General features: G+C 67.5%; 14 protein-coding genes. All 14 read left to right on the top strand.

Going from position 1 to position 17,204, the window contains the following annotated elements; genetic code table 11:
* Positions 1-2 precede the first annotated feature (2 nt).
* The 14 genes from nusB to metK all read left to right on the top strand — a co-directional run bounded on the left by nusB (position 3) and on the right by metK (position 17,176).
* A complete protein-coding gene (gene nusB / locus ACZ0AA_RS04300; protein ID WP_400860280.1) occupies positions 3-413 on the top strand; it encodes a transcription antitermination factor NusB in 411 nt (136 codons plus the stop codon).
* Between the two features lie 56 nt (positions 414-469).
* Positions 470-3,769, top strand: a complete 3,300-nt coding sequence (locus tag ACZ0AA_RS04295; protein WP_400860281.1) for a DEAD/DEAH box helicase — start codon at positions 470-472, stop codon at positions 3,767-3,769.
* A 75-nt stretch (positions 3,770-3,844) separates the two neighbouring features.
* A complete protein-coding gene (locus tag ACZ0AA_RS04290) occupies positions 3,845-5,422 on the top strand; it encodes a Rieske 2Fe-2S domain-containing protein (RefSeq protein WP_400860283.1) in 1,578 nt (525 codons plus the stop codon).
* A 73-nt stretch (positions 5,423-5,495) separates the two neighbouring features.
* On the top strand, positions 5,496-6,008 hold the full coding sequence (locus ACZ0AA_RS04285; RefSeq protein WP_400860284.1) for a hypothetical protein: 513 nt from the start codon (positions 5,496-5,498) through the stop codon (positions 6,006-6,008).
* A 68-nt stretch (positions 6,009-6,076) separates the two neighbouring features.
* Complete coding sequence (gene pyrR / locus ACZ0AA_RS04280; protein ID WP_400860286.1) at positions 6,077-6,607, top strand: bifunctional pyr operon transcriptional regulator/uracil phosphoribosyltransferase PyrR; 531 nt, start codon at positions 6,077-6,079, stop codon at positions 6,605-6,607.
* The gene (locus ACZ0AA_RS04275; RefSeq protein ID WP_400860288.1) at positions 6,604-7,569 is read left to right on the top strand and encodes an aspartate carbamoyltransferase catalytic subunit; all 966 of its coding nucleotides are present in this window, start codon (positions 6,604-6,606) and stop codon (positions 7,567-7,569) included. The genes pyrR and ACZ0AA_RS04275 overlap by 4 nt, the downstream gene beginning before the upstream one ends.
* Positions 7,566-8,870 (top strand): dihydroorotase, encoded by a 1,305-nt coding sequence (locus tag ACZ0AA_RS04270; protein ID WP_463512219.1) that lies wholly within the window; start codon positions 7,566-7,568, stop codon positions 8,868-8,870. The genes ACZ0AA_RS04275 and ACZ0AA_RS04270 overlap by 4 nt, the downstream gene beginning before the upstream one ends.
* Entirely contained in the window at positions 8,867-9,394 is a 528-nt protein-coding gene (locus ACZ0AA_RS04265) for a PH-like domain-containing protein (RefSeq protein WP_400860292.1), read from the top strand. The genes ACZ0AA_RS04270 and ACZ0AA_RS04265 overlap by 4 nt, the downstream gene beginning before the upstream one ends.
* On the top strand, positions 9,391-10,536 hold the full coding sequence (gene carA / locus ACZ0AA_RS04260) for a glutamine-hydrolyzing carbamoyl-phosphate synthase small subunit (protein WP_400860294.1): 1,146 nt from the start codon (positions 9,391-9,393) through the stop codon (positions 10,534-10,536). The genes ACZ0AA_RS04265 and carA overlap by 4 nt, the downstream gene beginning before the upstream one ends.
* Positions 10,536-13,823 (top strand): carbamoyl-phosphate synthase large subunit, encoded by a 3,288-nt coding sequence (carB, locus tag ACZ0AA_RS04255; RefSeq protein ID WP_400860297.1) that lies wholly within the window; start codon positions 10,536-10,538, stop codon positions 13,821-13,823. The genes carA and carB overlap by 1 nt, the downstream gene beginning before the upstream one ends.
* On the top strand, positions 13,820-14,665 hold the full coding sequence (gene pyrF, locus ACZ0AA_RS04250; protein ID WP_400860300.1) for an orotidine-5'-phosphate decarboxylase: 846 nt from the start codon (positions 13,820-13,822) through the stop codon (positions 14,663-14,665). Before carB ends, pyrF begins: the two co-directional genes overlap by 4 nt.
* Positions 14,658-15,566, top strand: coding sequence for a guanylate kinase (gene gmk / locus ACZ0AA_RS04245; protein ID WP_400860302.1), 909 nt, complete (start codon positions 14,658-14,660; stop codon positions 15,564-15,566). The genes pyrF and gmk overlap by 8 nt, the downstream gene beginning before the upstream one ends.
* A gap of 65 nt (positions 15,567-15,631) precedes the next feature.
* The gene (rpoZ, locus tag ACZ0AA_RS04240) at positions 15,632-15,889 is read left to right on the top strand and encodes a DNA-directed RNA polymerase subunit omega (protein ID WP_042536631.1); all 258 of its coding nucleotides are present in this window, start codon (positions 15,632-15,634) and stop codon (positions 15,887-15,889) included.
* A gap of 93 nt (positions 15,890-15,982) precedes the next feature.
* Complete coding sequence (metK, locus tag ACZ0AA_RS04235; RefSeq protein ID WP_463512218.1) at positions 15,983-17,176, top strand: methionine adenosyltransferase; 1,194 nt, start codon at positions 15,983-15,985, stop codon at positions 17,174-17,176.
* Positions 17,177-17,204 lie beyond the last annotated feature (28 nt).

Genomic DNA, 17,204 nt, shown 5'->3' with positions numbered 1-17,204 from the left:
GCGTGAGCGCCCGTACGAAGGCGCGCAAGCGCGCACTCGACATCCTGTTCTCCGCTGACGTCCGAGGCGACGAGGTATCGGTGACCCTGGCCGCAGAGGCCAAGCGAGCCGCGAGCGAGCCCGCCCGTGAGGCTTCCTGGCTGTATGCGCGTGAAGTCGTCGACGGCATCATCGATCACCGTGACGAGATCGACGAGCTCATCACGACGCACAGCCGCGACTGGAAGCTCGAGCGGATGCCCGCAGTCGACCGTGCGCTGCTGCGCATCGGCGTCTGGGAGATCCTCTTCAACGCCGAGGTGCCGACGGCCGTCGCCATCGATGAGGCGGTCGAGCTCGCCAAGGAGTTCTCCACCGACGATTCGGGCGCATTCGTGCACGGCGTGCTCGCCCGCGTCTCTCGCGCGGCCTGAGCGACGACTCAGGGCGCGGTCGCCGAGATGTCGGAGGCCGCGGGAAGGATGGGGGCATGCCCGCGCCGCACGTCGATCTTCGAGATCTCATGCACATCACCGATGCGGGTGGTTACCAACGTGGTCTCGCATACTTCCGCGCGGGCAACGTGCTGGACGTGGTCTGGCATGAGGACCTCCTCGAACTCGAGGGGCACGTTCGCGGCAGCGCGGATGCCCAGTATGTGACCGAGATCCTCTTCCACTCGTCGAACGGGACACGGCGGGCGCGGACGACCCGCTGCTCGTGCCCGGTGCGGAGCGGCTGCAAGCACGTGGTCGCCACGCTGCTCGCGTCCAACGTGCACGAGTACTCCCAGCAAGCCGCTGTTCTTCAGCGACAGCCCGACGCGCAGCCCGAGACGACCGCGCCTCGCAGCGCCTCGGCGCCGTCGTGGCGCAGCCTGCTCGACCCGTCAGTGTCTCGGCACCCGCAGCGACTCGCGCTCGGGATCGAGCTGCGGCACCGCGAGTCCCGGAGCGAGAACCATTGGGGACCGCGTCCCGTTCGTGCAGCGACGGCACGCGACCTCGCTCGTCCGAACGGTGAGCTGCTGCTGGCGATCCGCCCGATGATGCGGAGCGCGCAGACCGGGGCCTGGATCCAGGGCGGCGCAGGCTGGGACGCCGTGCGTCGCGATGCGTCGCAGTTCGGCAGAGACCAGAACCGCTGGTTCGGCGACCTGCTCAGCATCTCGCGGGATTCACTGCTCTCAGGCAACGCCGGCGAGTGGCTCGTACTCGATCAGGTCGAGTCCCCGCTGCTCTGGCGGCATCTCCGATCCGGAGCCGAGCTCGGCATCCCGCTCGTCGCGAGCCAGAAGAGCGCATCGGTGCGCATCGCGACCAGCGCTGAGGTCTCGGCACGCATCTCGCGCACGGACGACGGCTCCCTGGCGGTGTCCGCGGAAGTGCGCATCGATGATCGAGACGTTCCCGACCGCGAGGTGCACCCGATCGGCCGCACGGGTGTGTACTCGGCTGGCCTTGTGGGCGCACGGATCGAGATCGTCCTCGCCGAGGCGCCGCTGAGCGAGCAGACGAGGGCGCTGCTCGCGGCATCCGATCCGATCGTCGTGCCCTCCGATGACGAGCAGGCGTTCATCACCGACGCCTATCCGCTGCTGGCGAGGCGCAGCACGGTGCGCACGGTCGGAGCCGTCGCGCTGCCGGACGTTCCGGAACCGGAGCCCGTGCTGACCGTGAGCTACGAGCGCGGCGATGTCGTGAGCTACTCCTTCGAGTGGACCTACGGCCAGTTCGGGCGTGTGCCGTTCGCCTGGAACGACGCGGCTGTGCGCGACGCCGCCGTCGAGACCGCCAAACGGGCGGCGATCGAATCCGCATGGCAGGAGTTCCGCACGACGAGCTTCAGGCCGAGCGGCTCCTTCCACGACATCGACGCGGCGGCGTTCGTCGCGGAGGGTGTGCCCGCGCTCGAGGCCGTGGGTGTCCGCGTCGAATCGAGCGGTGAGCGCAAGGCCTACCGCGAGCTCACGGGTGACCCTGAGGTCAAGGTCACGACCGTCGAGTCGACGGATTCCGACTGGTTCGATCTCGGCATCCTCGTGACGATCGACGGCCGGACGATCCCGTTCGGACCGCTGTTCACGGCGCTGAGCAAGGGGCGCAAGAAGCTGCTGCTCTCCGACGGCGGGTACTTCTCGCTCAACCATCCGTCGCTGGATCGTCTCCGTGACCTCATCGAGGAGGCGGGCGAACTCGACGAATGGGAGACGGGTCCACGGATCAGTCGCTACCAGACGGATCTCTGGGAGGAGTTCGAGGATCTCGCGGATGAGGCAGAGCCGGCTGTCAGCTGGCGCGCGACGGCTGACGGTCTTCGCCAGGCCACCGGGGTTCCTGCGACGCCGGTGCCTGCAGGAGTGCACGCCGACCTGCGCCCGTACCAGAAGACCGGCTTCGACTGGCTGGTCTTCCTGTGGCGTCATCGGCTGGGAGGGATCCTCGCCGACGACATGGGCCTGGGCAAGACCCTGCAGCTGCTCACGTTCGTGCAGCACACCAGAGAAGCCGGCGAGACCCGGCCGTTCCTCGTGCTCGCTCCGACATCGGTGCTGAGCACCTGGCGGTCTGAAGCCGCCCGGTTCACCCCGGGGCTTCGTGTCTCGATCGTCGACAGCACGAGTGGCAAGCGAGCTGACGCGTTGAGGGAGGCTGCCCGGTCGAGTGATCTGGTCGTGAGCTCGTACACGGTCGCACGACTCGATGAAGAGGAGTTCCGCGAGGTCGAGTGGGCCGGACTGATCCTCGATGAGGCGCAGTTCGTGAAGAACCCCAAGACCAGACTCCACCGCGCCATCTCGACGTTCCACGCCGACGTCACCTACGCCGTCACGGGAACGCCGATGGAGAACAGCCTCTCCGAGCTGTGGTCGCTGCTCAAACTCGCGGCCCCTGGCCTGTTCCCCTCGGCTCGCAAGTTCAAGGACCGCTACATCCAGCCCATCGAGAAGGGGAAGATCCCCGAGAACGAGGAGGGCGGCGCGTACCGGGCTCGGCGCCTCGCGCAGCTTCGCCGTCGCGTCAGGCCTCTGATGCTGCGACGGACGAAAGAGCTCGTGGCGCCCGACCTCCCTGCCAAGCAGGAGCAGATTCTCGAGGTCGAGATGAGCCCGGAACACCGGGCCCTCTACGACGTCGTGCTTCAGCGCGAGCGTCAGAAGGTCCTCGGGCTCGTCGACGATCTCGATCGCAACCGCTTCATCGTCTTCCGCTCCCTCACACTGCTGCGCATGCTGAGTCTCGCGCCTGCACTGGTCGACGAGGCCGACGCGGAGATCGGCTCGAGCAAGCTCGACACCCTTCTGGAGCGCGTGGTCGAGCTTCAGGCCGAGGGGCACCGCGCGCTCGTCTTCAGCCAGTTCACCTCGTTCCTCGATCTCGCGGCGGAGCGACTCGAGGCCGCGGGCATCCCCTATGCGCATCTCGACGGGTCCACGCGGCGCAGAGAGCAGGTGATCGACGGGTTCAAGGCGGGGGAGCAGCCCGTCTTCCTGATCAGCTTGAAGGCCGGCGGATTCGGACTCACGCTGACCGAGGCCGACTACGTCTTCCTGCTCGACCCCTGGTGGAACCCCGCCGCTGAAGAGCAGGCGATCGACCGCACGCACCGCATCGGGCAGACGAATCAGGTGTTCGTCTATCGGATGATCTCGACCGGCACGATCGAGGAGAAGGTCCTCGAGCTCCAGCGTCGCAAGGCCAGGCTCTTCACCGCGGTGATGGACGACGACGAGCTCTTCGCACAGTCGCTCACGGCCGACGACATCAAGGGTCTGTTCGACGAGGCTTGATTTGTTCCGGCCGGGTCACCGCATCCGCCCAGGACCCCGTCGGTAGAATCGAACGGTTCACTTCAGGAGGAATGCATGCGGATCACGGGACTCGGCCACGCCGGGATGTTCATCGAGACAGTCGGCGGGAACATCATCTGCGACCCGGTTCTCGGGCCCTCTTTCTTCGGCTCGTGGTTCCCGTTCCCCGACAACCGCGGGCTCGACTGGGAGCGATTCGGCCGTGAGGCGGACTTCCTCTACATCTCGCACCGGCACCGCGACCACTTCGATCCCGCGCTGCTCGAGCGCTACATCCGCAAGGATATCGAGGTGCTGCTGCCCGAATACCCGATCGATGATCTCGAGCGGGACATCAGGGCGCTCGGTTACACGAACATCACCTACGCGCCCGCGGGCGAGATCATCGAGCGCGGCGATCTGAAGATCATGATCACGCCGCTCCGGGCGCCGAGTGACGGCCCGATCGGCGACTCGTCGTTGAGCGTCGACGACGGCACGGGATCGATGCTGAACCAGAACGACTCCCACCCCCTCGACCTCGACACCCTGCTGCACTTCGGCAAACCCGACGCGTACTTCACGCAGGTCTCCGGCGCGATCTGGTGGCCCATGGTCTACGACCTGCCGCTGGACGCGAAGCAGAACTTCGCGAAGCTCAAGCGCGACGCGCAGAACAAGCGCGCCATGTACTACATCGACAAGGTCGATGCGCCGCATGTCTTCCCGATGGCCGGCCCGCCGATGTTCCTCCGCGACGATCTCTTCGACTTCAACGGGCTCGGCCGCAACGGAGAGTCGATCTTCACCGATCAGAAGCAGTTCCTCGCGCATATGAACGAGCTCTCGCCGCAGTACGACGGGCACCTGTTCGTACCGGGCACGGTCGTGACCGTCGATGCCGGTGAGGTGTCCTCCGAGCAGTCGCTGTACACCGAGGCCGAACTCGCCCACATCTTCGACGAGAAGTGGGACTACCTCGAAGAGCAGCGCGCCTCGCGTCAGCAGGAGATCCTCGATGAGGAAGCCTCGCGCGCCGAGGTCCTGCCCGCCGCCGAGATGCTCGAAGAGCTGAAGGCCTGGTGGGAGCCGCTCCTCAAGAAGTCACGCACCATCCGGTTGGGAGTCGGCGGCTGCGTCCGATTCAAGATCGGCGACCTCGACATGGTCGTGGACTTCCCTCGGGCGAAGGTCCGCGAGTACGCCGGCGAGGAATGCATCTACTGGTACACGATCCCTGCAGACCTCGTCTCCACGAACATCCGCGAACATGAGATCGACTGGTCGAACTCGATCTTCCTCTCGATGCAGTTCCAGGTGGGGCGCAGCGGAAAGTTCAACGAGTTCCTGACGACCTTCCTCAAGTGCCTGTCGGTCGACCGCATCGAGTACGTCGAGAACTGGTACCAGGAGCAGACGGATCAGACCGAGGATGCCGAGATCGGCGAGTGGCTCGTGCAGCGCCGCTGCCCGCATCTGCGTGCCGACCTGACGAAGACCGGGAAGGTCGACGAGGACGGCATCCTGACCTGCAGCATGCATGACTGGAAGTGGGACCTCAAGACGGGCCGCTGCCTGTCGACGAGCGGCCACCCCATCCGTTCCACGAAGATCGACGAGGTCAGCGACGCTGTGCTCCGTGAGGCCAGCTGACGTGTCGCGGTCCCCGCATCCGCAGGGGTCAGGTCGCGACGCCCGAACGTCGCGGTTCGAATACAACGGGCCTTTGCGTGGTGCCCGGTGGATCGTGCGCTCGGATCCTGAACGGCTCGTGCGCATCGCCGCAGACTTCTTGACCGGCGTGGGCTTCGAGCGCCTCGACGATGACTTCGAGCGCCGTCTTCGCGAGCGAGGCTCGGAGTGGACGGCGACGGCGCTGCAGATCGGCGATGAGAGAGGCTCGAAGCGCAGCTGGTGGCGCGGACTGCTGACCGAAGACCTCCCGTTCCCGTTGCCGCATGCGCTGCAGCCCGTGCTGCCCCCGACACTCGTCGTCGCCGCCGCGCGGCCCGTCGCGGCAGGCGTCGGCGAGCTCGTCGTCTTCCCCCACACCTCGGCACGCGGAGACGCGACGCATGCGCGGGCGGCGGCTCCACGGGTCACTGCCGCGCTGGAACAGATCACCGCCGCCGCAGGGGCCGAGGGCGCCATGCTCTCGCATGAGTCTCTCTCGGGCATAGCGAACGACGGGTCGCCCGCCTCCCAGGCGGTCGTGCGCGAAGTCCTGCAGTGGCGCTGAGCCGCGCTAGACTGGGTGCATCAAGCAACCTTTAACACCGTCCTGTGAGGCGGAGAAGGGAGCGGCCGATGAGTGCACGAACCGTGCTGCATGAAGCCGATATCTCGCGGGCACTGACCCGCATCGCACATGAGATCCTCGAATCCAATCGAGGGGCCGAGAACCTCGTCCTGCTGGGCATTCCGACCCGCGGAGTCACTCTCGCACATCGCCTGTCCGCCGTGATCGGCGAGATCGCGCAGACCACCGTTCCGGTGGGAGCCCTCGATGTCACGCTCTTCCGCGACGATCTCGCCACCCAGCCGACGCGGTCTCCTCGTCCGACCGACATCCCCGCCGGTGGCATCGACGGCAAGACCGTCGTCCTCGTGGACGACGTGCTCTTCTCCGGGCGCAGCATCCGTGCCGCACTCGATGCGCTGCAGTCGATCGGGCGCCCGTCGATCGTCCGCCTCGCGATCCTCGTCGATCGGGGCCATCGCGAGCTGCCGATCCGCCCTGATTTCGTCGGCAAGAACATCCCGTCCTCCCGGCAGGAGCGAGTCAACGTGCGGCTGGCCGAGCACGATGGCGCCGAGGAGGTGACGATCGAAGCATGAGACACCTCCTCGATACCCGCACCCTCGATCGCGAGACCGCTCTGCGCATCCTCGATGTCGCCGAGGACATGTCCGACACGCAGTCGCGCGAGGTCAAGAAGCTCCCGACCCTTCGCGGCAAGACCGTCGTCAATCTCTTCTTCGAAGACTCGACGCGAACCCGCATCTCCTTCGAGGCCGCGGCGAAGCGGCTGTCGGCCGACGTGATCAACTTCGCGGCCAAGGGATCCAGCGTCTCCAAGGGAGAGAGCCTCAAGGACACCGCCCAGACGCTGCAGGCGATGGGCGCGGATGCGGTCGTCATCCGCCATCCCGCGTCAGGTGCGCCGCAGACCCTCGCCACCAGCGGATGGATCTCCGCCGGAGTGGTCAACGCAGGCGACGGCACACACGAGCACCCGACCCAGGCGCTGCTCGACGCGTTCACGATCCGCAAGCGTCGCTTCGGAGCGGACAGCCGAGGTCGCGATCTCGCCGGCATCCGGGTCGTGATCGTCGGCGACGTGCTGCACTCGCGAGTCGCGCGGTCGAACGTCTGGCTGCTCGCCACGCTCGGCGCCGAGGTCACTCTGGTCGCTCCGCCCACCCTGGTGCCGCAGAACGTCTCCCTCTGGCCTGCGAGGGTCGTCTACGACCTCGACCAGGCTCTGGCAGACGGGCCGGATGCCGTGATGATGCTCCGCATCCAGCTCGAGCGCATGAACGCCGCATATTTCCCCACTGAGCGGGAATATTCCAGGCGATGGGGTCTTGACGCACTGCGTGTGGCCGGACTTCCGGACGGTAGCATTGTCATGCACCCCGGACCCATGAACCGAGGGTTGGAGATCTCCTCCGAAGCCGCCGATTCCCCGCGCTCGACCGTGCTGGAACAGGTGACGAACGGAGTGTCCATCCGCATGGCGGTGCTGTACCTGCTCCTTGCAGGAGAACGAGACGACGAACGAGGGGGAGACCAGTGAGCGAGACCCTCGTCATCACCGGCGCACAGCTTCTCGGTGCCGAGCGCGCCGACATCATCGTGGAGAACGGTCTGATCGCCGAGATCGGCACCGGGCTGAGCCGTGCGGGCGCGCGAGTCATCGACGCCGACGGCCTGGTCGCCCTTCCCGGACTCGTGGATCTGCACACCCATCTGCGCGAGCCCGGTTACGAAGCGTCCGAGACGATCCTCACCGGCACCAGGGCGGCCGCGTCAGGCGGCTTCACGGCAGTCTTCGCGATGCCGAACACCTCACCGGTGGCTGACACCGCCGGCGTGGTGGAGCAGGAGCTCGCTCTCGGTGAAGCCGCCGGGTACGCGACGGTCCAGCCCATCGGCGCCGTCACCGTCGGGCAGAAGGGCGAACGACTCGCCGAGCTCGGAGCGATGGCGACGTCGCGCGCTCGCGTCCGCGTCTTCAGCGACGACGGCTTCTGCGTCTTCGACCCGCTCATCATGCGGCGTGCTCTCGAGTACGTGAAGTCCTTCGGCGGAGTCATCGCGCAGCATGCACAGGATCCCCGCCTCACCGAGGGTGCCCAGATGAACGAGGGCACCGTCTCGGCCGAACTCGGACTCGCCGGATGGCCCGCGGTCGCCGAGGAATCGATCATCGCCCGCGATGTGCTCCTCGCCGAGCACGTGGGCTCGCGTCTGCATGTCTGCCACCTTTCGACAGCAGGCTCCGTCGACATCATCCGCTGGGCCAAGAAGCGGGGCATCGACGTCACGGCCGAGGTCACCCCGCATCATCTGCTGCTCACCGATGAACTCGTGCGCGGCTACGACGCGCGCTTCAAGGTCAATCCGCCGCTGCGTCGTGAAGAGGACGTGCTCGCGGTGCGTGAAGGACTCGCAGACGGCACCATCGACATCGTCGCGACCGATCACGCACCGCATCCGAGCGAGCACAAGTCGTGCGAGTGGCAGGCTGCCGCTAACGGCATGGTCGGAGTCGAGAGCGCGCTGCGCGTCGTGCACCAGTCCATGGTGCAGACCGGCCTGATCGGCTGGGAGGACGTCGCTCGCGTGATGAGTGCCGCGCCCGCACGGATCGGACGGCTCTCGGGCCACGGGCTGCCTCTGGAAGCAGGTGCTCCCGCCCAGATCACGCTCTACGACCCTTCGGTCGCGGGTGTCTTCACCGAGGCGGACCTGCACGGCCGCAGCGTGAACTCGCCGTACCTCGGCCGCGATCTTCCCGGTCGCGTCGAGTTCACGGTGCATCGCGGAATTCTGACGGTCGACTGCGCGGATGTCGTCGAGGAGCTGAACGCATGAGCGCACGCGACATCGCCATCGCGATCACGATCGCCGTGGCGGCCCTCGTGCTCGTCGTGATGTTCACCGCATGGCGACGACGACTCCGACGCGACTCGGGTCTCGCGGCACCTCTCGGTGTGCCGGAGCACGCCGAGGTGATCGACCGTCACGAGGTGCTCTACGTCTCGACGACCAAGCACGGACAGCCTCTCGAACGGCTGACCCTGCATCCGCTCGCCTACCGTGCCAGGGGAGAGGTCGCCGTCACGGATCGCGGGCTCGCACTCTGCCTCGACGGCGCGCCGACAGTCTTCATCGCCTCCGCACGGCTCGCGAGCGTCGACCGTGCGACGGTGACGATCGATCGCGTCGTGGAACCCGGCGGGCTCGTCCGCGTCGCCTGGAGCGCAGACGACGACACGATCGTCGACTCGTACCTGCGCCTCACCGACGGTGACCCCCAGAACTTCATCTCTGAACTGCAGCGTCTCGTCCCGGCCACGGACGACACCGCCGCCCCCGACACAGGAGCAACGTCATGACAGCCCTCCCCGAACCCGCCGTCCTCGTCCTCGAAGACGGGACCCGCCACACGGGCCGTGCATACGGCGCGCGTGGCACCACCTTCGGCGAGGTCGTCTTCGCCACCGGCATGTCCGGCTACCAGGAGACGCTCACCGATCCCTCGTACGCAGGTCAGATCGTCCTGCAGACGGCCCCGCACATCGGCAACACCGGCATGAACGACGAGGACCCCGAGTCCCGTCGCATCTGGGTGGCCGGCTACATCGTCCGCGACCCCTCGCGCGTCGTCTCGAACTGGCGAGCCAACGCCTCGCTCGACGAGATCCTCGAGCGCGACGGAATCGTCGGCATCAGCGGCATCGACACCCGGTCGATCACCCGACACATCCGCTCGGCCGGCTCGATGCGCGGGGGCGTGTTCTCGGGCGACGCCGCGAAGATCGACGCCGAGGAGCAGCTGCGCCTGGTGCGCGAGGCGCCGCAGATGGCCGGTCAGAACCTCTCGGCGCAGGTGTCCGTCGACGTCGCCACGGTGACGACGGCCATGGGCGAGAGGGTCGGCAACCTGGCGGTCCTCGATCTCGGCGTCAAGCAGGCCACGATCGACAACCTCGCGGCCCGCGGCTTCGAGGTGCACGTGCTGCCCCAGAACGTCACGATCGACGACATTCGCTCGATCGATCCGGTCGCGGTCTTCTACTCGAACGGACCCGGCGACCCCGCAGCGTCCGGCGATCACGTCGAGCTGCTCCGTGCGGTCCTCGACGACGGCCTCCCGTTCTTCGGCATCTGCTTCGGCAACCAGCTGCTCGGTCGCGCGCTGGGCCTCGGCACCTACAAGCTGCCGTTCGGTCACCGCGGCATCAACCAGCCCGTGCTCGACAAGTCGACCGGTCGGGTCGAGATCACCGCGCACAACCACGGCTTCGCGGTGGACGCCCCGCTCGAGGGCTCCTTCGACAGCCCGCACGGCTACGGCAAGGTCGAGGTCAGCCACGTCGGATTGAACGACAACGTGGTGGAAGGCCTCCGCGCCCTCGACATCCCCGCATTCTCGGTGCAGTACCACCCGGAGGCGGCCGCAGGCCCCCACGACGCCAACTACCTCTTCGACCGGTTCCGTGACATGGTCATCGCCAGCAAGAAGGACGCCAAGTAATGCCCAAGCGCGACGACATCAACTCCGTTCTCGTCATCGGCTCCGGCCCGATCGTCATCGGTCAGGCCTGCGAGTTCGACTACTCCGGCACCCAGGCGTGCCGCGTCCTCCGCGAAGAGGGCGTCAGGGTCATCCTGGTCAACTCCAACCCGGCGACGATCATGACCGACCCCGACTTCGCCGACGCGACGTACATCGAGCCGATCACGTGGCAGGTCATCGAGACCATCATCGCCAAGGAGCGTCCGGATGCCATCCTGCCGACCCTCGGCGGTCAGACCGCGCTCAACGCCGCGATCGAGCTGCACAACCACGGCATCCTCGAGAAGTACGACGTCGAGCTGATCGGTGCGAGCTTCGAGGCCATCAACAAGGGCGAGGACCGCCAGATCTTCAAGCAGCTGGTGCTGGATGCCGGCGCAGACGTGGCGCGCAGCATCATCGCGCACACCATGGACGATCTGCTCGAGGGCGCAGCTGAGCTCGGCTACCCGCTCGTCGTCCGTCCGTCGTTCACCATGGGCGGCCTCGGCTCCGGCTTCGCCTACGACGAGGAGGACCTGCGCCGCATCGGTGGCGCGGGGCTCCGGGACTCGCCGACCACCGAGGTGCTCCTGGAGGAGTCCATCCTCGGCTGGAAGGAATACGAGCTCGAGCTCATGCGGGACACCGCCGACAACACGGTGGTCGTCTGCTCGATCGAGAACGTCGACCCCGTCGGCGTGCACACGGGCGACTCGATCACGGTCGCCCCGGCGCTGACGCTGACCGACCGCGAGTACCAGAAGCTCCGTGACATCGGCATCGACATCATCCGCGCCGTCGGCGTCGACACCGGCGGATGCAACATCCAGTTCGCCGTCGACCCCAGCAACGGTCGCATCATCGTGATCGAGATGAACCCGCGCGTCTCACGTTCGAGCGCCCTCGCCTCGAAGGCCACCGGGTTCCCGATCGCCAAGCTCGCGGCGAAGCTCGCTCTCGGCTACCGCCTCGACGAGATCCCCAACGACATCACCGGTGTCACTCCCGCGAGCTTCGAGCCCACGCTCGACTACGTCGTCGTCAAGGTGCCGCGGTTCGCGTTCGAGAAGTTCCCGGCCGCCGACGCGACGCTGACGACCACCATGAAGTCGGTCGGCGAGGCCATGGCGATCGGTCGGAACTACGCGACCGCGCTGCAGAAGGCTCTGCGCTCGCTCGAGAAGCGGGGCTCGAGCTTCCACTGGGGCGAGGAGAACCGCTCGGCGGCCGAGCTGCTCGAGATCTCGAAGATCCCGACCGACGGCCGCATCGTCACCCTGCAGCAGGCGCTGCGCAAGGGAGCGACGGTCGAGCAGGCGTTCGAGGCGACCGCGATCGACCCGTGGTTCATCGACCAGATCGTGCTGATCAACGAGGTCGCCGAGACCGTGCGCACGGCGCCCGAGCTCGACGCGGCCACGCTCCGCTACGCCAAGGAGCACGGCTTCTCCGACGTGCAGATCGGGCAGCTCCGGGGCGACGACGAGGCCGAGATCCGCGGCGTGCGCCACGGATTCGGCATCCGCCCCGTTTTCAAGACGGTCGACACCTGCGCCGGCGAGTTCCCGGCCCTCACGCCGTATCACTACTCGAGCTACGACTTCGAGACCGAGGTCACGCCGTCCGATCGCACCAAGGTCGTGATCATCGGTTCGGGTCCCAACCGCATCGGCCAGGGCGTCGAGTTCGACTACTCGTGCGTACACGCGTCGTTCGCGCTGTCGGACGCCGGCTTCGAGACCATCATGGTCAACTGCAACCCTGAGACGGTGTCCACCGACTACGACACGTCGGATCGGCTCTACTTCGAGCCGCTCACGCTCGAGGACGTGCTCGAGGTGCTCGACGCGGAAGCCGCCAGCGGCACCATCCTCGGCGTCGTCTGCCAGCTCGGCGGCCAGACGCCGCTGGGCCTCGCCAAGGGCATCGAGGCCGCTGGCTACAAGGTGCTCGGCACGAGCCCCGAGGCCATCGACATCGCCGAGGAGCGCGAGCTGTTCTCGCAGCTGCTCGACTCGGCCGGGCTCATCGCACCGCGTCACGGCACCGCTGTGAACGCCGACGGCGCGGTGGCCGTGGCCGACGAGATCGGCTACCCCGTGCTCGTGCGTCCGAGCTTCGTGCTCGGCGGCCGGGGCATGGAGATCGTGTACAGCGCCGAGTCGCTGCGCGAGTACTTCGTGCGCACGGCGGGGGAGGTCATCATCGAGGAGGGCAAGCCCCTGCTCGTCGACCGGTTCCTCGACGATGCGATCGAGCTCGACGTCGACGCGCTCTACGACGGCACCGACCTGTACATCGGCGGCGTGATGGAGCACCTCGAGGAGGCCGGCATCCACTCCGGCGACTCCAGCTGCACCCTGCCGCCCGTCTCGCTGGGCCGCACCGACATCGACCGCGTGCGCGAGGCGACCCTCGCGATCGCCAAGGGCGTCGGCGTCCGCGGACTGCTGAATGTGCAGTTCGCGATCAGCGCCGGCGTGCTCTACGTCATCGAGGCGAACCCGCGCGCGAGCCGCACGGTGCCGTTCGTCTCGAAGGCTCTGGGCATCCCGATGGCCAAGGCGGCGAGCCGCATCATGGTGGGCTCGACGATCGCCGAGCTCCGCGCCGAGGGCATGCTGCCACAGCAGGACGGCTCGCGCGTGCCTCTCGATGCCCCTGTCTCGGTCAAGGAGGCTGTGCTGCCCTTCAAGCGTTTCCGCACCGCAGACGGCAAGACGGTCGACTCGATCCTCGGACCGGAGATGCGCTCGACCGGCGAGGTCATGGGCATCGACCGCGACTTCCCGACCGCGTTCGCCAAGAGCCAGGCTGCCGCATACGGCGGGATGCCGACCTCCGGCACCGTGTTCATCTCGGTGGCCGACTCCGACAAGCGCGCGGTGATCCTGCCGGCGCACCGCCTGCAGCAGCTCGGTTTCACGATCGTGGCCACAGAGGGCACCGCCGAGATCCTCTCGCGCAACGGCATCGCGGTGACGGTGGTCGAGAAGTACAGCGAGACCCAGGAGTCGGGAGCGACCAATATCGTCGATCTCATCAACGACGGGTCGATCGACATCGTCGTGAACACGCCTTCGGGTGGCGCGGCGCGCGCAGACGGATACGAGATCCGCGCTGCGGCCGTCGCCGCAGACAAGGCGCTGTTCACCACGATGGCGGTGCTCGGCGCCGCGGTGAGCGGCATGGATGCGGCGCACGAGGGCTTCCAGGTGAAGAGCCTGCAGGAGTACGCACTCGACCGGAAGGCTGCGGTGTGAGCGCACGCTTCGGCGAACGGGTCCGTGCCGCCGTGGCGCAGCACGGCCCGCTGTGCGTGGGAATCGACCCGCATGCGGCGCTGCTCGCGTCGTGGGGGCTCGGCGACGACGCGTCCGGCGTCCGCGAATTCGGCCTCCGCACAGTCGATGCCTCCGTCGGCCGTGCCGCGATCGTGAAGCCGCAGGTGTCGTTCTTCGAGCGCTTCGGCTCCGCGGGATTCGCAGCGCTCGAAGAGGTGCTGGCGGCTGCACGGGAGGCCGGGCTCATCGTCATCGCCGACGCGAAGCGCGGGGACATCGGCTCGACCATGGATGCCTATGCCGCGGCGTGGCTCACCCCTGGCTCTCCGCTCGAAGCCGATGCCTTGACTGTGAACCCGTTCCTCGGGGTCGGCGCGCTCGACGGCGCGTTCGCCCTCGCCGATGAGCATGACAAGGGTCTCTTCGTGCTCGCCGCCACGAGCAACCCCGAGGCGCAGACGCTGCAGCGCTCGGTCTCGGAGACCGGCCGTGCGGTGTCCGCGGACATCATCTCGGTCGTCTCGGCCCGCAACGCCGAGCACACGGACGCGGGCGAGTGGGGGAGCCTCGGTTTCGTCATCGGAGCGACGGTCGACTGGACGGATGCCGGCATCGCCGCGTTCGCGCCGATGGCGCCCATCCTCGCCCCCGGTTTCGGCGCCCAGGGTGCGACTCCGGCAGACCTGCACCGTCGGTTCGGCTCGATGAGCCCCGCGGTCATCGCGAGCGAGAGCCGCAGCATCCTCTCGGCCGGACCCGCCGGTCTCGCCGCCGCCATCGACGCTCGCGTCGCAGAGTATAGGGAGGCCGGCCGTGGCTGAGTCCCGTCCCGTCCCCGAGGTCGACCGTGCTGCCGCCGCACGCAAGGCGGTCGAGCGACGCCGTGCCCGTGCATCCCTCAAGCGCGATATGACGACGCGCGTCGTGACCCCGCAGTCGGTGCTCGAGCGGGCGACCGCCGATCCCGACTCGGTCGAGGGCTCGATGCGCATCACGGACTTCCTGCTCGCTCTCCCCGCGATCGGAGCGGGCAAGCGAGACCGGATCCTCGCCGAGCTGCACATCTCGCCGGTCAAACGACTGGGGGGTCTCGGAGTCCGGCAGCGGGCGGCGCTGTCGCAGTGGCTCGACTCGCGCTTCCCTCGCCTGCAGCCACGCGGCGCACGGAGCCGGCTGCTCGTGCTCGCCGGCCCGACCGCAGTGGGCAAGGGGACGGTCGCAGCCCATATCCGCGAGAACAACCCCGAGATCCACCTCTCGGTCTCGGCGACGACCCGTGCGCCGCGACCGGGCGAGATCGACGGCGTGCACTACTACTTCGTCGACGATGCCGAGTTCGATCGGCTGATCGCCGAGGACGAGCTCCTCGAATACGCGGTCGTGCACAACAAGTCGCGATACGGCACTCCCCGGGCGCCGATCGATGCCGCGCTGGCCGCGGGCAAGACCGTGCTGCTCGAGATCGACCTGCAGGGTGCCCGCCAGGTGCGCAAGGCCGAGCCGGCGGCGACACTCATCTTCTTGCTGCCGCCGACCTGGGACGAACTGGTTCAGAGACTGGTCGGTCGAGGCACCGAAGGCGCCGAGGAACGTGCTCGCAGACTGCGCACTGCGAAGGTCGAATTGGCCGCGCAGAACGAGTTCGACCACCTCATCGTGAACGAGGACGTCGCCGCAGCGGCCGCGGAGGTCGTAGAATTGTCTTCGAGCTCTGCGCGCTGAGCGTCTTCGCGCGCCCGCTGCACCGTCTTCGCGACGATCCCGTCGCCTGATCAGGAGGTCCCACCATGGCCGGACACCACACAAACGGAATCATCGATCCCCCCATCGACAACCTGCTCGACCGTGTCGACTCGAAGTACGAACTCGTGATCTACGCGGCCAAGCGCGCCCGTCAGATCAACGACTACTACTCCGACCTCCACGAGGGCAACCTGTTCGACAACGTCGGTCCGCTCGTCGACTCCTCCGTCGAGGACAAGCCGCTGACCATCGCTCTGCACGAGATCAACGAGGACAAGCTCCGCCTCCGTCACGCCGAGTGACGTCCGATGACCGCACCGCCGACTGATGTCGGCGGTGCGGTCCATCATGGGAGCCACCCCCTTCCTGCTGTCCGATTCCGTTCTGGAGCCCTGATGAGCGCGCTGCGTCTGTTCACGTCCGAGTCCGTCACCGAAGGACACCCGGACAAGATCTGCGACCAGATCTCCGACAGCATCCTCGATGGCCTCATCGCGAAAGACCCCGGTTCGCGGGTCGCGGTCGAGACGCTGGTGACCACCGGCCTCGTGCATGTCGCCGGCGAGATCCGCACCGAGGCGTACGTCGACATCCCGACGATCGTCCGACAGGTCGTCAACCGCATCGGCTACACGTCGAGCGACACCGGCTTCGACGGAGACTCGTGCGGCGTGAGCATCTCCGTCGGCGAGCAGTCGACAGACATCGCCCACGGAGTCGACAACGCCCAGGAGCACCGCGACGGCTCGTCGGTCGATCCGCTCGACGGACTCGGGGCCGGCGACCAGGGCATCATGTTCGGGTTCGCCACGAACGAGACGCCCCAGTTGATGCCGATGGCGGCGTGGACCGCACACCGCATCGCGGAGCGTCTCGCCGAGGTCCGCCGCTCCGGCGCGCTGCCGTTCCTCCGCCCCGACGGCAAGACCCAGGTCACGCTCGGGTACGACGGCTTCACGCCCAAGACCGTCGACGCGATCGTGCTCTCGACCCAGCATCACCCCGAGATCTCTCAGGACGAGCTCCAGGCGCAGGTACGCGAGCACGTCATCGACCCGATCCTCGAGACCACGGGACTCGATCTCGACGACATCACCTACTACATCAACCCTGCGGGTCCCTTCGTCACCGGTGGGCCCAAGGGCGATGCGGGTCTTACCGGACGCAAGATCATCATCGACACCTACGGGGGAGCGGCACGTCACGGTGGCGGCGCGTTCAGCGGCAAGGATCCGTCGAAGGTCGACCGTTCGGGTGCCTATGCGACTCGATGGGTGGCCAAGAACGCGGTCGCGGCTGGACTCGCCGACCGGCTCGAGGTCCAGGTGGCGTACGCGATCGGCGTCGCACGCCCGGTGGGTCTCTACGTCGAGACCTTCGGCACCGGCAAGGTGTCGGACGAGGCGATCACCCGCGCGATCGACGAGGTCTTCGATCTCCGTCCGCAGGCGATCATCGAGCACCTCGATCTGCTGCGCCCGATCTACGCCCAGACCGCCGCCTACGGGCATTTCGGTCGCGAGCTGCCCGAGTTCACCTGGGAGCGCACCGACCGCGCTGACGAGCTGCGACGCGCTGCTGGCCTCTGACGGAGCGAAGGCCTGATGGCGATCCGCT

Source organism: Microbacterium sp. AC035 (assembly GCF_979258485.1).
This window is presented reverse-complemented; position numbering and strand designations above follow the sequence as displayed.

Coding starts and splice junctions, on each gene's coding strand:
- ACZ0AA_RS04295 (WP_400860281.1), top strand. CDS start 470: ATGCCCGCGCCGCACGTCGATCTTCGAGATCTCATGCACATCACCGAT.
- ACZ0AA_RS04290 (WP_400860283.1), top strand. CDS start 3,845: ATGCGGATCACGGGACTCGGCCACGCCGGGATGTTCATCGAGACAGTC.
- pyrR (WP_400860286.1), top strand. CDS start 6,077: ATGAGTGCACGAACCGTGCTGCATGAAGCCGATATCTCGCGGGCACTG.
- ACZ0AA_RS04275 (WP_400860288.1), top strand. CDS start 6,604: ATGAGACACCTCCTCGATACCCGCACCCTCGATCGCGAGACCGCTCTG.
- ACZ0AA_RS04265 (WP_400860292.1), top strand. CDS start 8,867: ATGAGCGCACGCGACATCGCCATCGCGATCACGATCGCCGTGGCGGCC.
- carA (WP_400860294.1), top strand. CDS start 9,391: ATGACAGCCCTCCCCGAACCCGCCGTCCTCGTCCTCGAAGACGGGACC.
- carB (WP_400860297.1), top strand. CDS start 10,536: ATGCCCAAGCGCGACGACATCAACTCCGTTCTCGTCATCGGCTCCGGC.
- rpoZ (WP_042536631.1), top strand. CDS start 15,632: ATGGCCGGACACCACACAAACGGAATCATCGATCCCCCCATCGACAAC.
- metK (WP_463512218.1), top strand. CDS start 15,983: ATGAGCGCGCTGCGTCTGTTCACGTCCGAGTCCGTCACCGAAGGACAC.